The following is a 14,276-nucleotide window of genomic DNA, read 5'->3' as shown; positions in this document are numbered from 1 at the left end:
CTGCTCCCGTGCGATCTCCGCGCGAACGACGGAACCCCCGGCGGCCTGAGCGGCTGCCGGGGGTTCCGTGGTGCTGGGGGTGCGCCGATCAGATCTGGGCGCCGTGATCGAACTGCTGCGGGGCGCCGGACTCCTGCGCGGCCTTCGCCTCCTCGTACTGCTTGCGGACGGCGACCATGTCGAGGCCGCGCACCTGCTCGAGCAGCGCGTCGAGCGCCGGAGCGGGGAGGGCGCCGGGCTGCGCCATCAGCGGGATGCCGTCGCGGTAGACGACGAGGGTGGGGATCGACGAGATGCCGTAGCTGCCGGCGAGCTGCTGCTGGTCCTCGGTGTCGACCTTCGCGAAGGTGACGTCCGGGTTCTTCTCGCTGGTCGCCTCGAAGACGGGGGCGAACTGGCGGCACGGGCCGCACCACTCCGCCCAGAAGTCGATGAGGACGATGCCGTCGGAGACGGTCTGGTCGTGGGTGTCGAGAGTCATCGCTGTCGTGGCCATGAGGGATGCAACCGACCCGATCCGCGCGCTATTCCCCGCCGGCCGACCCGCCGGCGGGCCGGGCGGCGTCGAGCAGATCGAGCAGCGTGCGCGGCCCGAGGGCGGACGCGCCGAGCTCCTCGATCCGGGCGATCAGTCCGCGATCGGCGGTGACGACGCGGGCGGTCGGGCCGAACCCTGCGACGGCCTCGACGATCGCGTCGTCTCCGGAGCCGGGGGCGATCGCCACACTCAGCCGGCCGGGCGGAGCCGCCGCGACCACCTCCTCGGTGCGCGCCGCGCGGGCCTCGCCCTCGAGCACGACCGCGATGCGCGGCCAGACCGCGTCCGCGTCGACCGCGAGGAGCGCTCCCGGGACGCCGAGGGTCGCGAGCCGGCCGAGCCCCGCCACGAGGCGCCCGGCGGCGCCGGCGCGATCGCGCCACCAGCCGTCCGGACGCGAGCCGACCACGTTCGCCGCATCGACGACGAGGACGCCCGGCTCGGAGTCGAGCGCGCGCAGCTCCTGCCAGGAGGAGGCGAAGCCGGGGTGCAGCGGGAGCGCGTCGACCTCGGCCGGCGGCACCCAGCGCAGCTCCTGACTCTCGGCGTCGGCGATGCGGGGGCTGAAGTGCTCGAGCGCCTGGGCGACGACGGTGGTGTAGCTCCACGGGCCGATCGTGACGACGCGGGAGAGGACGGGCACGACGATGCCGTCCGGCACGCCCGCCTCCTCGACGGACTCGCGGAGGGCGCCCTCGAACGCGGTCTCGCCGGGGTGGCGAGCGCCGCCGGGGAGGCCCCAGGTGTCGCCGAAGTGGCTCCAGGTGGCGCGGTGCTGCAGCAGGACGCGCCCGTCGGGGTCGCGCAGCAGCAGGCCGGCGGCGCCGAAGCGGCCCCAGAAGCGGCGCCCGTCGCCGACCTCGACCCAGCCGTCGCCGAGCGAGGCGTCGAACGGGTGGCGCGGCAGGGCGGCGTCCTCGCCCGGGCCGTCGCTCGTCATGCGGTCCAGCCTTCCACACCCGGGCGGGCGCACCGCACAGGGCTCTCCGCACGGGCGCACCGCACGGGGCGCTCCAAGCCGGGCGCCGAGCACCTGGCACAATCGACGGATGCGCCGCTCGAGGATCCTCCCGTTCTCGACGCTCGCCTGGCTCGGCGTGATCGCGCTGATCACCCTGACTCCCGCGCCGTACCCGGCCGGGCAGCCGTCGTCGCTGGTGCGCCGGATCATCGCAGTGATCGCCTCCACGCCGGTGACGGGCTGGTTCACCTACGAGGTCGCCGAGTTCCTGGCGAACGTGCTGATGTTCGTGCCGCTCGGTGCCCTGCTGGCCGCGCAGCTGCCGCCGCGGCGCCGGCTGCTCGCCGCTCCGATCGGCCTCGGCGTCTCCGTGCTGATCGAGACGATCCAGCTGCTCGCGCTGCCCTCCCGCGTCTCGGACGTGCGCGACCTCGTCTCGAACGGCAGCGGCGCCCTGCTCGGGGCGCTGCTCGTCGTCGTGCTGGCCCGTCGTCCGCCGGCCCGTCTCGCACTCCGCCGCCGCCCCCGCCCCCGGAAGGACCGCTCCGCCCATGCCCGCTGACACCCTCGTCGTCCTCGTCCGCCCCTCCCTCGACGCCCCGGCGCACGACGTTCCGGCGCACGAGAGCCCGGCGGGCGCGATCGACGTCACCGACCTCGGCTTCACCCGGGGCGACGGAGTCTTCGAGACGATCAACCTGGTCGAGGGGCGGCTGCAGGCGCTCGACGCGCACCTCGACCGCTTCGCGGAGTCGGCGCGGATGCTCGACCTGCCGCGGCCGGACCGGACCGCCTGGCTCGCGGCGATCGACGAGGCCGTCGCCCAGCACCCGCGGGTTCCGGAGGCGATGGTGAAGACGATCCTGAGCCGCGGCGTCGAGGGCGACGGGCGGCCGACCGGCCTCGTCTTCGTGCAGACGAGTCCCGACTTCGGGCCGGCCCGGCGCGACGGCGTGCGGGTCGTGCTGCTGGACCGGGGACTGCGCTCCGACGTCCGCGAGACGTCGCCGTGGCTGCTCGCCGGGGCGAAGACGCTCTCGTACGCGGTCAATCGCGCGGCGTCGCGCGAGGCGCTGCGGCGCGGAGCGGACGACGCGCTGTTCGTCTCCAGCGACGGGTTCCTGCTGGAGGGGCCGACCTCGAACCTGGTGCTGCTCGCGGCGGGCGAGCTGGTGACGCCGCCGCCGAGCCTCGGACTGCTGCCGGGGACGACGCAGGCGGACCTCTTCGCGCTCGCGGGCGGCCTCGGCCTCGGCACCGCGGAGCGACCGCTGCGGGCGGAGGACCTGGCGGCGGCGGACGCGGCCTGGCTGGTCTCGAGCGCCCGCAACGCCGCGCCGATCCGCGCGGTGGACGCGCAGGAGCGCCGCGTCGACCACGGGCTCACGGCCCGGATCAATGCGGCGCTCCTCGCGCGCTAGCCGCGGTCGATCAGGACAGCCCTTCGACGTCCGACTCGCCGCGGTGCAGCAGTCCGCCGCGGGTGTAGTCGAGCGCGGGGTCGGGGCTGCCCTGCACGCGCTCGTCGGCGGCCTCGTCGTTGATCACGGCTGAGACCAGACCGCGCCAGTCGGTGCCCTCGGCCACGGCCTGGTCGGAGTCGACGCGGCGGGTGACGAAGACCGCCTCGCCCTCCTCGCCGCTGTGCGAGATGATCGCGAGGACGCCGACGGGACGCCCGTCGGGGTGGCGGACCTGCCACTCCTCGTGGCCGGACGGGACCAGCGAGAACTCGAGGCCGGCGTGCGGGAACGCGCTGTCGCGGACCTCGGACGGCGAGCCGCTGTGCTCAGGGGCGCCGCGGTTGGGCGTCCCCTCCCCGGTGTCCTCGCCGAAGCTGTGGTACGTGCTCATGGTGAACCTCCTCGGTCGGCGGCCGCGTGCGGGCCGCTGGTCCTTCATCGTTGGGGACTGCGCCCATTCTGGCTTCGTAGACTGGACGGATGCAGATCCCGGTGACCGGCTCCGTCCGGGTGGACGCCTGGCTCTGGGCCGTCCGGGTCTACAAGACGCGCTCCGCCGCCACGACCGCCGCTCGCGCCGGTCACATCCGGGTGAACGGCGAGCGGGCCAAGGCCGCGCATACCGTGAAGGTCGGCGACGAGGTCCGGGCGAGGATCGGCGGCTTCGACCGCGAGCTCGTGGTCCGCGGGCTGATCGTCAAGCGCGTCGGCGCCCCGGTGGCCGCCGAGTGCTTCGAGGACCGCACTCCCCCGCCGCCGCCGCGCGAGGCGGCTCCCGCCGTCATCGTCCGCGACCGCGGAGCGGGCCGCCCGACCAAGCGCGACCGGCGCGAGATCGAGCGGCTGCGCGGGTTCTGAGCTCTCCGCCCGGGGAGCACTGCCCGGTGAGCACCGCCCGGCGCTAGGGCGCGAGTGCGCGCGCCCGCTCGAGCAGATCCTCCGCGACCTCGTCGAGGAAGCGCTGCTGCAGCGCGTCGCCGACCTGCACGAACGCGATGTCGGTGAAGCCCGCCTCGAGGAAGGGGACGACGCTCTGGGCCAGCTCGTCGAGGTCCGGCCCGCAGGCGATCGACTCGGCGACGTCCTCGGGGCGGACGAACTGGCTGGCGCCCGCGAAACCGGCCGTGGTCGGCAGGTCGGCGTTGACCGACCAGCCGCCCGCGAACCAGCGGAACTGCTCGTGCGCGAGGGCGACGGCCTGCTCCTTGTCCGGCGCCCAGCAGATCGGGATCTGGCCGATCGAGCGCGACGGGGCGGCGTCGGCGCCGCGGACGGCGGTCCACTGCGAGATCAGCTCGGCCTCGGGCTCGGTGGTGATCAGGTGGTCGCCGAGCGGGGCGAAGCGCTCGATCGACTTCTCGCCCGAGACGGCGAGGCCGATCGGCACGGGCTTGTCGGGGAGGTCCCAGACGCGGGCGGAGTCGACGCGGAAGTAGTCGCCCTCCCAGGTGACCAGCTCCCCCGTGTGCAGGGCGCGGATGATGTGCACCGCCTCCTCGAGCATGTCCTGGCGGGCGGCGACCGCGGGCCAGCCCTCGCCGACGACGTGCTCGTTGAGGTTCTCGCCGGAGCCGAGGCCGAGCAGGAAGCGGTCGTCGGAGAGGATCGCGAGGGTCGCCGCCTTCTGGGCGATGACGGCGGGGTGGTAGCGGATGGTCGGCGCGGTCACGTAGGTGGCGAGCTCGATGGTCGACGTCGCCTGCGCGACGGCGCCCAGCATGGTCCAGGCGTAGGAGGCGTGGCCCTGCTCGGTCAGCCAGGGCGAGTAGTGGTCGCTCGACACCGCGAACTCGAAGCCGTGCCTCTCCGCGTCGACCGCGTAGCCCACCAGCTGCTTCGGTCCGCTCTGCTCGGTCATCAGGGTGTAGCCGAATCGCACCATCGTCCGCCTCGTTCCGCTCGTCGTCGCCGTGCCGGAGGGCAGGCGTTCATCGTGTGGCTCCATCGTCGGGCGGGCGCGGGCGGTGCCGACAGCCCCTTGCCCGCCGGGCGGGGGCGGGCTAGCGGCGCGGCGCGTCAGACGAAGCGGACGCGGTTCTGGACGCGGGTGCGGACCTCGAAGGACTCGCCGTAGCCGCCGAGGCGCGGGTCGTCGGTGCCGGAGCGGAGCAGCTGCGGGAGCAGGGAGCGGCGGATGAGCACGTCGCCGGCGTGGCGACCGCGCTCGACCTGCTCGTACGGCTGCTCGAGGGCGTCGTCGGGGACGACCACGACGCTCGCGGAGAAGCGGACGCCGAGCTCGCGGCCGAGGCGGCGGGCGGCCTTCGCGAGCGAGGCGAGCGGCTTCTCGTCCTCGGCGATGCCGGCTCCCTCGACCTCGCCCTTGCGCAGGCGGACGGGCTCGCCCCAGTCGGCGGAGGTGAGGGCGAGCAGGCCGGAGGGGCCGAGCACGAGGTGGTCGATCTTGACGCCGCCGTCGCCGACGGCCACGTCGTTCCAGATCGTGTAGGCGATGCCGAGGGCGCCGACGAGGGACGCGGTGGCCTCCTCGGCGTGCGCCTTCGCGAGCCAGGAGCGGACCTCGCGCGGGGCGGAGCGGACGAGCGCCGGGTCGAACGGGTCGTCGATCTCGACTCCGCGGCCGACCCACTCGCGGACGAGGCGGAGGTAGTACTCGCGAGCCGCGCCTCCGGGGTGGCCGTAGGAGCGCGCGCGCACCGACGACGCGGACGGCGCGCGGGACGAGCCGGTGTAGGGGGCGTGCGAGGCGGGACCGGGAGCCGGGGCTCCACGGTCGTAGTCGCCGCGGGCGCCGGCGCTGCCGATGCGCTCCCACGCGACCTGCACGGCGTGGAAGGAGGCCGCGTCTCCCCCGGTGTCCGGGTGGGTCTCGCGGAGCAGACGCCGGTAGGCGCGCTTGAGCTCGTCGTCCGACGCGCTCGAGGAGACGCCCAGCACCTCGTAGGGGGTGCGGGCGGCGTGGCTGTCTGGCATGGGCTTCCGGAGGGTTCGGGGGCGGCGGCTGAGCGCCCGGTCTCCGAGCATATCGACGCCGCCCGGGCGCCCGGTGGGAGCGCGCAGTGCGCGCGCTCCACGCGGGTCAGCCGGCGGCGAGCAGCTCGCGCACGCGCGGGATCACCTGCGTGCCGTAGAGCTCGATGTTGCGCATGATCGCGGCGTGCGGCAGGGTGCCGGCGCTGTACTTGAGGTCGAAGCGGTCGATGCCGAGGGCGCCGACGGTGCTCGCGATCTTCCGGGCGACCGTCTCGGGCGAGCCGAGGTGCAGGGCGCCCTCGGGGCCGGCCTCCTCGGCGAAGCGCTCGCGGGTGAGCGGGGCCCAGCCGCGCTCGCGCCCGATCGAGTCGAGCATGCCCTTGTAGTGGCCGTAGTAGAGCTCGTGCGCCTCCTCGTCGGTGTCGGCGATGAAGCCGGGCGAGTGCACGGCGACCGGCAGTCGGGGCTGCTCGAGCTGGTCGAGCGCGCGGCCGAACAGGTCGACGTAGGGGCGGAAGCGGGCGGGCGAGCCGCCGATGATCGCGAGGACGAGCGGGAAGCCGAAGCGGGCGGCGCGGACGACCGACTCCGGGCTGCCGCCGACGCCGATCCAGGTGCGCAGGCGGCGGTCTCCCTCCATCGACGGGTAGACGCTCTGCTCGGTCAGCGCGGGGCGCACGGTGCCCTGCCAAGTGACGGGGCCGCCCTGGACGAGCTCGTGGAACAGCTCCAGCTTCTCCTCGAAGAGGACCTCGTACTGCGACAGGTCGAAGCCGAAGAGGGGGAACGACTCGGTGAAGGAGCCGCGGCCGAGGATGACCTCGGCCCGCCCGTTCGAGAGGCCGTCGAGCGTGGCGAAGCGCTGGTAGACGCGCACCGGGTCGTCGGAGGAGAGCACGGTGACGGCGGAGCCGAGGTGGATGCGCTCGGTCCGCGCGGCGATGGCGGCCAGCACCACGTCGGGGGCGCTGACGGCGAAGTCGGCGCGGTGGTGCTCGCCCAGGCCGAAGAAGTCGAGGCCGACCTGATCCGCGAGGACGCCCTCCTCGACCACGTCGCGCAGGACCTGCCCGTGCGAGAGGGGCGTGCCGTCGGCACCGGCCGTGACGTCGCCGAAGGTGTCGACACCGAACTTGATTTCATGCGTACTCATGGACTTTGCAACCTCCGGGGGTCGGGGACTATTCCGGCGGCCACGGCGGGCTCCCGGTAGGCGAGGCCGAGCGACGCGACCGTGTCGTGCGCGTTGAGGCCGCTCGGATTGGGCAGCAGCCAGAGCGGGGCGCCGGCGAGCGGCTCGTCCTGCCGGCCCTGGCGCGCGGTCCGGCGGCCGAACGCGGCGCGGTAGGCGGTGATCCCGACCATCGCGACGGCGGCGGGCCGGACCCGCTCGATCGTGCGGACGAGGCGCTCGGCGCCGGCGCGCAGCTCCTCCGGAGTGAGCTCGTCGGCGCGGGCGGTGGCGCGCGGGGCGAGGTTGGTGATGCCGATGCCGCGGTCGCTGAGGGCGCGGCGGTCCTCCGGCGACATGCCCTCGGAGACCCGGAGGACGCGGTCGAGGATGCCGGCGGCGGCGAGGGCCGGGTAGAAGCGGTTGCCGGGGTGCGCGAAGTGGGCGCCGGTGGCGGCCGTCCGGAGTCCGGGGTTGATGCCGACGAAGAGGAGGCGGACGTCGCCGTCGAGCAGGTCCTCGACGGTGCGGTCGCGGTACGAGGCGAGCTCGGCGCGGGAGAACGGCATGCGGCCATCCTGCCGTGCCCGGCGCGGCCGGGGTGGGAGCATGAGGGCATGACGAACGCATCGCAGGACCACCCGATCCAGCAGGGCAGCGACGACGCGGCCCTGGACGAGAAGCTGCGCGGCATCCTGCTGCAGGTCGCCGGTGACGCCGAGCTGCGGCCCGAGGAGGACGTCGAGGCGCTGCTGCGCCAGCGCCTGCGCGACACGCGGATCGAGATCGCGGAGGAGCACATCGCCGGGCTGGCACGGCGGATCCCCGGGCTGACCCAGCGCGGCGGCGGCGATCTGAGCCCCGGAACGCACTGACCGCTCGGGCAGCGCCGGCTTCAGTCCGGCAGCCCCGGCCTCACTCCGGAAGTGCAGGCCCCTTGCGGTGATGATCGAAGACCAGGCTCGTCCTGGTCGAGGCGACTGCCGGGTGCGCCGACAGGTTCGAGACGACGAAGTCGCGGATGTCGTTGGAGTCGCGGACGGCGACGTGCAGCAGGAAGTCCTCCGAGCCGCCGAGGAAGAAGAGCTGCACGACCTCGGGCAGGGCGCGGATCTCCTCGGCGAACCGGGTGATCGCCTGGCGCTGACCGGCGCGGATGTTGACGCTGATCAGCGCCTGGAGGGTGAGCCCGAGCGCGGCGGGGTCGAGCTCGGCGGTGAAGCCGGTGATGATGCCGCGGTCGACCAGGGAGCGGACGCGGGAGACGCAGGTGGAGGGGGCGATGCCCGCGCGCTCCGCCAGGCGGCTGTTGGGCGTGCGCGCATCGGCGCGGAGCAGCCGGACGAGGGTGCGGTCGACCGGGTCGAGGTCGCCGAGGTCGTGCAGATCGTGCGGTCGCATCGGCGCCCGGTCTCCTCCCGTCGACGATCCTGCGGGAATGTTTGCGCTTTCCGAGCATCCTGCGGATCTTCATCCATTCGAAACATGATCTTCGCACGATGGGGGCACCAGAGCGAAGGAGCCGTTATGCGCATCGGGATCCCCACCGAGATCAAGAACAACGAGAACCGCGTCGCCGCGACGCCCGCCGGAGTGCACGAGCTCGTGCGCCGCGGGCACGACGTGCTGGTCGAGGCCGGTGCGGGACTGGGCTCGCGGGTGTCCGATGAGGACTTCGCCGCGGCCGGCGCGCGGATCGCGGCCGACGCCGACGAGGTGTGGGGCGATGCCGACCTGGTGGTGAAGGTCAAGGAGCCGATCGCGGCCGAGTACCCGAGGATGCGCTCCGGGCAGATCCTCTTCACCTACCTGCATCTCGCGGCCTCCCGCCCGTGCACCGACGCGCTGCTCGCCGCGGGGACCACGGCGATCGCCTACGAGACGGTGCAGCTGCCCGATCGGCAGCTGCCGCTCCTCTCGCCGATGAGCGAGGTGGCGGGACGGCTGTCGATCACCGTCGGCGGCTACCACCTGATGCGTGCGGCGGGCGGTCGCGGCACCCTGCTCGGCGGGGTGCCCGGGACGCCGAAGGCGAAGGTGCTCGTGATCGGCGGCGGCGTGGCCGGCGAGCACGCGGCCGCGAACGCGCTCGGCATGGGCGCCGACGTCACCGTCGTCGACCTGTCGATCCCGCGGCTGCGCGAGCTGGAGAACCGCTTCGGCGGGCGGATCCAGACCCGCGCCTCCTCGACCTACGAGATCGCCGCCCAGGTGGCGGAGGCCGACCTGGTGATCGGCTCGGTGCTGATCCCGGGTGCGCGGGCGCCGAAGCTCGTCACCGACGAGATGGTGGCGACGATGAAGGCGGGCTCGGTGCTCGTCGACATCGCGATCGATCAGGGCGGCTGCTTCGAGGGATCGCGGCCGACGACGCACGACGACCCGGTCTTCGCGGTGCACGACAGCGTCTACTACTGCGTCGCGAACATGCCGGGCGCGGTGCCGGAGACGTCGACGCGGGCGCTGACGAACGCGACGCTCCCCTACGTGGTCGCCCTCGCGGACCGCGGCTGGAAGGCGGCGCTGGCCGCGGATCCGGCGCTCGCGAAGGGGCTCAGCACGCACGACGGGCAGGTCGTGAACCCGGCGGTCGCCGAGGCGTTCGGGCTGCCGGCGACGAGCCTGGCGGCACTGCTGGGCTAGGGGCGCTGGGCTAGGCGGCGGCGCCCAGCCCGAGGGTCTCGACGATCTGCGCGATCTCGTCCTCGGGCGCGCCGCCGAGGTCGACGGTGACGTGGCGCTCGTCCGCGCCGAGCGGCTCGAGCGCCTCGAACTGCGAGTCGAGCAGGGTGGCCGGCATGAAGTGGCCGGTCCGGGCGCCGAGGCGCTCGGCGATGAGCTCCTGCGAGCCGGCGAGGTGGACGAAGACGAGGTCGTCGCGGCGGAGCACGTCGCGGTAGCGGCGGCGCAGGGCCGAGCAGGTGACGACGACGGGGTCGCCCGCGCCGGCCAGCGCGTCGACCCGGCGGGCGATCTCGGCGAGCCACGGGGCGCGGTCCTCGTCCGTGAGCGGCACGCCCTCGGCCATCTTCGCGACGTTGACGGGCGGGTGGAGCTCGTCACCCTCGAGGAACGCCCAGCCGAGGCGGGCGGCGAGCAGCGTGGCGACCGTGGACTTGCCGCTTCCGGAGACGCCCATCACGACGAGGGCGCGGACGGGGGCGGTGGCGGTGTCGGCCGGTGCAGTCATGGCCTCGATTATGTCGGACGAATAGCTGGTCGCGCGAGGCCGGGCCCGGGATACTGGGGCCATGGTCGGACCGCGCTCGCTGCACGAGGCGGTGCTCGACGAGCTGGGAGCGCAGATCGTGCAGGGCGCGCTCGCGCCGGGGACCGCGTTCAGCGCCGACGAGCGGGCGGAGCGGCGCGGAGTGTCGCGCTCGGTGATGCGCGAGGCGGTGCGGGTGCTGGAGTCGCTGGGGCTGGTGGTGTCGCGGCGGCGCGCGGGGACGCGGGTGCAGCCTCCGGAGTGCTGGAACGCGCTCGATCCGCGGGTGATCGGCTGGACCCTGGACGGGCCGGATCGGCAGGCGCAGCTGCACCGGCTCAGCCAGCTGCGGCTCGGCGTGGAGCCGCTGGCCGCTCGGCTCGCGGCGGCGCACGCGTCGGCCGAGCAGCGGGCCGCTCTCGTGGAGGCGGCGGGCGGGATGTCCGAGCATGCGCGGGCGGCCGATCGGGCGGCGTACCTCGCCTCCGACACCGCCTTCCACCGGACGCTGCTGGCCGCCTCGGGGAATCCGCTGCTCGCGCAGCTCGGTGATCTGGTCGCCGCGGTGCTCGCGGGGCGCACGCGGCACGCGCTGATGCCGCGCGAGGCCGACTCGGAGGCGGTGCGGCTGCACCGCGCGGTCGCGTCCGCCGTGACCGACGGCGACGGGGACGAGGCGGAGGCGGCGATGCGCGCGATCGTCGAGGAGGCGGATCGGGCGGTGCAGGAGGGGTGAGGGCGCGGGCGGGGGCGCGCGGTGGGCGCATCGAGGGCCGCGCGTTCGTCAGCGTCGGTCTCGATACGCCGCCTTCGGCGGCCACTCGACCAGCAAGGTGCTCCTGCTCCTGCGGCACGCGGGTCCGGTGAGCGGGTCCGGCACGCGAACGCGGCACGCAGACGCGGCGCGCGGGCGCTGCTTGCTGATCGAGTAGGCCGCGGAGCGGGCGTATCGAGATCCACCGTCGTCAGAACGGCGCCGGCACGTCGACGAACCGCGGTCCCGGCGGCGGGTCCGGCGGTCGCCCGGGCAGCGGCGGTGGCCGGCTGCTGATGCGCCGTCCGGTCGGCGTGGTCCAGGTGATGGTCCAGTCGGCGTCGTCCCTGTCGTAGCTCCATTGATCCCCGTGCCGCACGTGGTGATGCGAGGTGCACAGCGACACCAGGTTCTCGAGTGAGGTCTCGCCGCCGTGGCGCCATTCGCGCGTGTGATCGGCCTCACTGGTCGACGCGCTGCGGGTGCAGCCGGGGAACCGGCAGGTCTGGTCCCGCAGCTGCAGGTGCAGGCGCATCTGCGGCGGCGGCACGCGCCAGGTCCGACCGACCGAGACGACCGCACCGGTATCCGGATCGGTCAGAACCCGGGTGAAGGAAGCGGCGGTGCGGATCAGCTCCCGGGCGATCTCCGCGGGGACAGGGCCGTAGCCGTCCAGGTCCGCGGGCGCGTCGTCGAGGCCGACAGCGGTGGACGCCGCCAGAGTGAGTCGCACCTCCGCTCGGATGCCCGGGACGAACGTCGGATCGGGGCGGTGCTCGGCGTCCGGAGTCGTCCCGATGACGTCGCCGTCGCACAGCAGGTCGACCGCCGCGTCCGCGCTGAGCTGCTGGAGTGTGCGCGGGTCGCCCTCGTCGCGGAGGGTGCGGGCGATGCGGCGGAGCCGGTCGTAGGCGCCCGTCACGGCCGGTGCAGGAGCGTGGAGGCACAGCGTCGCCATTCCGTCGACGTCGGGGGTGACCCAGACGGCGCGGTCCTCTCGTGCGCGGGCGTGCCGTTCGGCGAGGGGCTGCTCGTGCAGCTCCTCGCGCCAGCGGCTCAGGGCGCGGCGCAGCTGCGCGGTGGTCATCGTGACGGCGGCGTCGGCCGCGCGCTCGTCGAGTGCCGCGCGGGAGGCTTCGGGGAGGCTGCTCGCGGTGCGGCAGATCGCCTCGCCGACCTCCCAGAGGATCCGACCGTCACGGAGCAGCGCACGGGTGAGCGGGAGGTGCTCCATCAGCATCTGCGCGGTCTCGAGGCGGCGGGACACCTCCCGCTCGGACTGGCTGTACGCCACCGCGAGCTCGGCGCGGATGGAGCGTTCGACGAGGTCGGGGGTCTCGCTGCGGGACGCGCCGCGGGCGAAGGCGTCCGGGATGGTCAGCGCGAGCCGGTAGCCGCGGTGCAGGCGAGCTGCGGCCCGGAGGTGCGTCGGGGAGGTGGAGCGCTTGTCGGCGGCGGAATCGTCGAAGCAGTCGCGCACCTCCGCGAGTGCTGCTGCATCCTCATCTTCTTTCATACGGGTATTCGAGCAGGGACCACCGACACCGGAGCGGCGTCGTGGGCAGTTGGGGGACAAGGCGGTCGGATGACGGGCTGGGGAGGAGGCTCGCTCCCGGACGACCGGACGAAGTGGGTCTCGATACGCCGCCGGAGGCGGCTACTCGACCAGCAAGGAGGAGGCGGGTACTCGACCAGCAAGGGAGGGGCGGGCGGGGCTCGGGCTGGGCCTGCGAATCGGGTGGGGCGGGTTGCCGTGGCGGGGGGCGGGGCGCAGAGTGGAGGGATGGCCGAGGGATACTCCTCCGCGCAGGTGCGGGCCGCCGAGGCGCCGCATCTGGCGAGACGCGAGCCGCTGATGCAGCGGGCCGCGGACGGGCTCGCGCGCGAGCTGCGGGCAGCGCTCGGACTGCGCAAGGACCGGCGCGGCGCGGGCAGCGTGCTCGTCCTGGTCGGGCCGGGGAACAACGGCGGGGACGCGCTCTACGCGGCCGCCGAGATCTCCTCCTCCGGCAGCGACGTGTCGCTCGTGCTGACCGCCGACCGGGCGCACCAGCGCGGGCTCGCGGTCGCTCTCGACGACGGCTGCGGACGGATCGCCGCGGACGACCCGGCGGCCCTCGCTGCGGCGGTCGCCCGGGCGGACGTGATCGTGGACGGGATCCTCGGGATCGGCACGGCTCAGCCGGCGCTGCGAGGGCGGCCGCGCGAGGTGATCGCGACCGTGATCGCCGCGGTGGAGGAGCGCGAGCACGCCCCCGTGGTGGTCGCCGTCGATCTGCCGAGCGGCATCGGGCCGGACGACGGCACGGTGCCGGACGAGACCGTGCTGCGAGCGGATGTGACGGTGACGTTCGGCGCGATCAAGGCCGGCCTGCTGCTCGCGCCGGCGCGCTCCTACGTCGGGCGGATCCGGCTCGTGGACATCGGGCTCGGGCCCGACCTCGCCGGCGTCGAGCCGACCGTCAGGACCTAGGCGCGCGCCTCAGGACTGAGCGCCGCGGGTGAGCAGCCCCGCCCGCTCCGGATGCTGGTCGAACCACTGGCCGACGTACCAGCACATCGGGACGATGCTCCGCGTGCCCGACGCCTCGATGTCGTCGACGGCGAAGGCGACGAGCTCGCCGGCCAGCCCCTGGCCGCGGTGCGGCGGCGATGTGAAGGAGCGCACGAGCGACACGCTCTCGGCGTTCTCGTGGAAGTCGAGGACGCCGACGAGGGCTCCGTCGAGATGCAGTTCGTAGCGGGACGCGTGGTCCGCCCGGCGGAAGTCCTTGGCCATGCCTCCAGGGTAGGACGCGGCGGGGCGCTCGGGGCGGAGGGGTCAGGATCCGTCGTCGAGCAGGTCGCCGTCGACGTAGAGCCAGCGGCCGTCCTCGCGGAGGAAGCGGCTGCGCTCGTGCACGAGGCCCGGGCCGGCCGGCGAGCGGTAGGAGGCGCGGAACTCGACGAGCCCCTCCGTGTCGTCCTCGCCGCCGAACGCGGTGTCGACGATCTGCAGGCGCCGCCAGCGGACGTCGTCGTCGAGGTCGACGCGCGGCGGCCGGGTCGAGGGGTGCCAGCTGGCGAGGAGGTAGCCGGCGCTGCCGAGGACGTTGGCGCTGTAGCGGCTGCGCATCAGGCGCTCCGCCGTCGGCGACGGGGTCTCGCCGAGGTGGGCGGGGCGGCAGCAGTCGGCGTAGTGGCGGCGGCTTCCGCACGGGCAGGCGTCGGCGGGGTGCATCCGGACAGTCTCGCAGGACGCGGGACC

19 protein-coding genes are annotated in these 14,276 nt (G+C 74.3%); 7 read left to right on the top strand and 12 right to left on the bottom strand.

Features of this window, described 5'->3' with window-relative positions; translation table 11 throughout:
* Nucleotides 1-88 precede the first annotated feature (88 nt).
* The gene (gene trxA, locus GSU72_RS07390; RefSeq protein ID WP_159984448.1) at nt 89-496 is read right to left on the bottom strand and encodes a thioredoxin; all 408 of its coding nucleotides are present in this window, start codon (nt 494-496) and stop codon (nt 89-91) included.
* Nucleotides 497-524: 28 nt separating this feature from the next.
* Nucleotides 525-1,478 carry an NUDIX hydrolase gene (locus tag GSU72_RS07385; protein WP_159984447.1) on the bottom strand — a complete coding sequence of 318 codons (954 nt, stop codon included), beginning with the start codon at nt 1,476-1,478 and terminating at the stop codon, nt 525-527.
* 109 nt (nt 1,479-1,587) lie between these two features.
* Here GSU72_RS07385 and GSU72_RS07380 point away from each other — a divergent pair, with 109 nt between their 5' ends.
* Together GSU72_RS07380 and GSU72_RS07375 are read left to right on the top strand one after the other, a co-directional pair.
* Nucleotides 1,588-2,061, top strand: coding sequence for a VanZ family protein (locus tag GSU72_RS07380; RefSeq protein WP_159984446.1), 474 nt, complete (start codon nt 1,588-1,590; stop codon nt 2,059-2,061).
* A complete protein-coding gene (locus tag GSU72_RS07375; RefSeq protein ID WP_159984445.1) occupies nt 2,051-2,920 on the top strand; it encodes an aminotransferase class IV in 870 nt (289 codons plus the stop codon). The genes GSU72_RS07380 and GSU72_RS07375 overlap by 11 nt, the downstream gene beginning before the upstream one ends.
* A gap of 10 nt (nt 2,921-2,930) precedes the next feature.
* Here the strand turns inward: GSU72_RS07375 and GSU72_RS07370 are convergent, their stop codons facing one another.
* Nucleotides 2,931-3,353, bottom strand: a complete 423-nt coding sequence (locus tag GSU72_RS07370) for a hypothetical protein (RefSeq protein ID WP_159984444.1) — start codon at nt 3,351-3,353, stop codon at nt 2,931-2,933.
* Between the two features lie 89 nt (nt 3,354-3,442).
* On the opposite strand from GSU72_RS07370, the gene GSU72_RS07365 reads away from it, so the two are divergent.
* Complete coding sequence (locus GSU72_RS07365; RefSeq protein ID WP_159984443.1) at nt 3,443-3,820, top strand: S4 domain-containing protein; 378 nt, start codon at nt 3,443-3,445, stop codon at nt 3,818-3,820.
* A 43-nt stretch (nt 3,821-3,863) separates the two neighbouring features.
* Here GSU72_RS07365 and GSU72_RS07360 read toward each other — a convergent pair whose 3' ends face one another.
* From GSU72_RS07360 to GSU72_RS07345, 4 genes are all read right to left on the bottom strand, one after another.
* Nucleotides 3,864-4,844, bottom strand: a complete 981-nt coding sequence (locus GSU72_RS07360; RefSeq protein ID WP_159984442.1) for a TIGR03557 family F420-dependent LLM class oxidoreductase — start codon at nt 4,842-4,844, stop codon at nt 3,864-3,866.
* 134 nt (nt 4,845-4,978) lie between these two features.
* Nucleotides 4,979-5,896, bottom strand: coding sequence for a J domain-containing protein (locus GSU72_RS07355; protein WP_159984441.1), 918 nt, complete (start codon nt 5,894-5,896; stop codon nt 4,979-4,981).
* A gap of 106 nt (nt 5,897-6,002) precedes the next feature.
* Complete coding sequence (locus GSU72_RS07350) at nt 6,003-7,049, bottom strand: LLM class flavin-dependent oxidoreductase (RefSeq protein ID WP_159984440.1); 1,047 nt, start codon at nt 7,047-7,049, stop codon at nt 6,003-6,005.
* The gene (locus GSU72_RS07345) at nt 7,046-7,636 is read right to left on the bottom strand and encodes a mismatch-specific DNA-glycosylase (protein WP_159984439.1); all 591 of its coding nucleotides are present in this window, start codon (nt 7,634-7,636) and stop codon (nt 7,046-7,048) included. Before GSU72_RS07345 ends, GSU72_RS07350 begins: the two co-directional genes overlap by 4 nt.
* Before the next feature lie 48 nt (nt 7,637-7,684).
* Between GSU72_RS07345 and GSU72_RS07340 the strand changes: the two genes are divergently transcribed.
* Nucleotides 7,685-7,942, top strand: a complete 258-nt coding sequence (locus GSU72_RS07340; protein WP_159984438.1) for a hypothetical protein — start codon at nt 7,685-7,687, stop codon at nt 7,940-7,942.
* 40 nt (nt 7,943-7,982) lie between these two features.
* Here the strand turns inward: GSU72_RS07340 and GSU72_RS07335 are convergent, their stop codons facing one another.
* Nucleotides 7,983-8,468, bottom strand: coding sequence for an Lrp/AsnC family transcriptional regulator (locus GSU72_RS07335; RefSeq protein ID WP_159984437.1), 486 nt, complete (start codon nt 8,466-8,468; stop codon nt 7,983-7,985).
* Nucleotides 8,469-8,594: 126 nt separating this feature from the next.
* Between GSU72_RS07335 and ald the strand changes: the two genes are divergently transcribed.
* Complete coding sequence (gene ald, locus GSU72_RS07330) at nt 8,595-9,710, top strand: alanine dehydrogenase (protein WP_159984436.1); 1,116 nt, start codon at nt 8,595-8,597, stop codon at nt 9,708-9,710.
* 10 nt (nt 9,711-9,720) lie between these two features.
* Here the strand turns inward: ald and GSU72_RS07325 are convergent, their stop codons facing one another.
* Nucleotides 9,721-10,257: a gluconokinase gene (locus GSU72_RS07325; RefSeq protein WP_159984435.1), complete on the bottom strand. Its 537-nt coding sequence runs from the start codon at nt 10,255-10,257 to the stop codon at nt 9,721-9,723.
* Nucleotides 10,258-10,318: 61 nt separating this feature from the next.
* Here GSU72_RS07325 and GSU72_RS07320 point away from each other — a divergent pair, with 61 nt between their 5' ends.
* Nucleotides 10,319-11,011, top strand: a complete 693-nt coding sequence (locus tag GSU72_RS07320; RefSeq protein WP_159984434.1) for an FCD domain-containing protein — start codon at nt 10,319-10,321, stop codon at nt 11,009-11,011.
* Nucleotides 11,012-11,240: 229 nt separating this feature from the next.
* On the opposite strand, the gene GSU72_RS07315 is transcribed toward GSU72_RS07320, so the two are convergent.
* Nucleotides 11,241-12,545, bottom strand: coding sequence for an HNH endonuclease signature motif containing protein (locus tag GSU72_RS07315; RefSeq protein WP_159984433.1), 1,305 nt, complete (start codon nt 12,543-12,545; stop codon nt 11,241-11,243).
* Nucleotides 12,546-12,812: 267 nt separating this feature from the next.
* Between GSU72_RS07315 and GSU72_RS07310 the strand changes: the two genes are divergently transcribed.
* The gene (locus tag GSU72_RS07310) at nt 12,813-13,502 is read left to right on the top strand and encodes an NAD(P)H-hydrate epimerase (protein WP_159984432.1); all 690 of its coding nucleotides are present in this window, start codon (nt 12,813-12,815) and stop codon (nt 13,500-13,502) included.
* Nucleotides 13,503-13,511: 9 nt separating this feature from the next.
* Here the strand turns inward: GSU72_RS07310 and GSU72_RS07305 are convergent, their stop codons facing one another.
* Both GSU72_RS07305 and GSU72_RS07300 read right to left on the bottom strand, forming a co-directional pair.
* A complete protein-coding gene (locus GSU72_RS07305; RefSeq protein WP_159984431.1) occupies nt 13,512-13,808 on the bottom strand; it encodes a GNAT family N-acetyltransferase in 297 nt (98 codons plus the stop codon).
* 42 nt (nt 13,809-13,850) lie between these two features.
* Entirely contained in the window at nt 13,851-14,249 is a 399-nt protein-coding gene (locus tag GSU72_RS07300) for a YchJ family protein (RefSeq protein WP_159984430.1), read from the bottom strand.
* Nucleotides 14,250-14,276: the final 27 nt, after the last annotated feature.

This window comes from Rathayibacter sp. VKM Ac-2760 (genome assembly GCF_009834185.1).
Classification (GTDB): Bacteria; Actinomycetota; Actinomycetes; order Actinomycetales; family Microbacteriaceae; genus Rathayibacter.
The sequence above is the reverse complement of the archived record's forward strand: the minus strand, read 5'-3'. Positions and strand labels throughout refer to the sequence as shown.

What these genes read in the sequence shown, in the direction of transcription:
- GSU72_RS07380 (WP_159984446.1), top strand. Translation starts at nt 1,588, where the DNA reads ATGCGCCGCTCGAGGATCCTCCCGTTCTCGACGCTCGCCTGGCTCGGC.
- GSU72_RS07335 (WP_159984437.1), bottom strand. Translation starts at nt 8,468, where the DNA reads ATGCGACCGCACGATCTGCACGACCTCGGCGACCTCGACCCGGTCGAC.
- GSU72_RS07375 (WP_159984445.1), top strand. Translation starts at nt 2,051, where the DNA reads ATGCCCGCTGACACCCTCGTCGTCCTCGTCCGCCCCTCCCTCGACGCC.
- GSU72_RS07370 (WP_159984444.1), bottom strand. Translation starts at nt 3,353, where the DNA reads ATGAGCACGTACCACAGCTTCGGCGAGGACACCGGGGAGGGGACGCCC.
- GSU72_RS07345 (WP_159984439.1), bottom strand. Translation starts at nt 7,636, where the DNA reads ATGCCGTTCTCCCGCGCCGAGCTCGCCTCGTACCGCGACCGCACCGTC.
- GSU72_RS07320 (WP_159984434.1), top strand. Translation starts at nt 10,319, where the DNA reads ATGGTCGGACCGCGCTCGCTGCACGAGGCGGTGCTCGACGAGCTGGGA.
- GSU72_RS07310 (WP_159984432.1), top strand. Translation starts at nt 12,813, where the DNA reads ATGGCCGAGGGATACTCCTCCGCGCAGGTGCGGGCCGCCGAGGCGCCG.
- GSU72_RS07315 (WP_159984433.1), bottom strand. Translation starts at nt 12,545, where the DNA reads ATGAAAGAAGATGAGGATGCAGCAGCACTCGCGGAGGTGCGCGACTGC.
- GSU72_RS07305 (WP_159984431.1), bottom strand. Translation starts at nt 13,808, where the DNA reads ATGGCCAAGGACTTCCGCCGGGCGGACCACGCGTCCCGCTACGAACTG.
- GSU72_RS07340 (WP_159984438.1), top strand. Translation starts at nt 7,685, where the DNA reads ATGACGAACGCATCGCAGGACCACCCGATCCAGCAGGGCAGCGACGAC.
- GSU72_RS07360 (WP_159984442.1), bottom strand. Translation starts at nt 4,844, where the DNA reads ATGGTGCGATTCGGCTACACCCTGATGACCGAGCAGAGCGGACCGAAG.
- GSU72_RS07355 (WP_159984441.1), bottom strand. Translation starts at nt 5,896, where the DNA reads ATGCCAGACAGCCACGCCGCCCGCACCCCCTACGAGGTGCTGGGCGTC.
- GSU72_RS07385 (WP_159984447.1), bottom strand. Translation starts at nt 1,478, where the DNA reads ATGACGAGCGACGGCCCGGGCGAGGACGCCGCCCTGCCGCGCCACCCG.
- trxA (WP_159984448.1), bottom strand. Translation starts at nt 496, where the DNA reads ATGGCCACGACAGCGATGACTCTCGACACCCACGACCAGACCGTCTCC.
- ald (WP_159984436.1), top strand. Translation starts at nt 8,595, where the DNA reads ATGCGCATCGGGATCCCCACCGAGATCAAGAACAACGAGAACCGCGTC.
- GSU72_RS07300 (WP_159984430.1), bottom strand. Translation starts at nt 14,249, where the DNA reads ATGCACCCCGCCGACGCCTGCCCGTGCGGAAGCCGCCGCCACTACGCC.
- GSU72_RS07325 (WP_159984435.1), bottom strand. Translation starts at nt 10,257, where the DNA reads ATGACTGCACCGGCCGACACCGCCACCGCCCCCGTCCGCGCCCTCGTC.
- GSU72_RS07350 (WP_159984440.1), bottom strand. Translation starts at nt 7,049, where the DNA reads ATGAGTACGCATGAAATCAAGTTCGGTGTCGACACCTTCGGCGACGTC.
- GSU72_RS07365 (WP_159984443.1), top strand. Translation starts at nt 3,443, where the DNA reads ATGCAGATCCCGGTGACCGGCTCCGTCCGGGTGGACGCCTGGCTCTGG.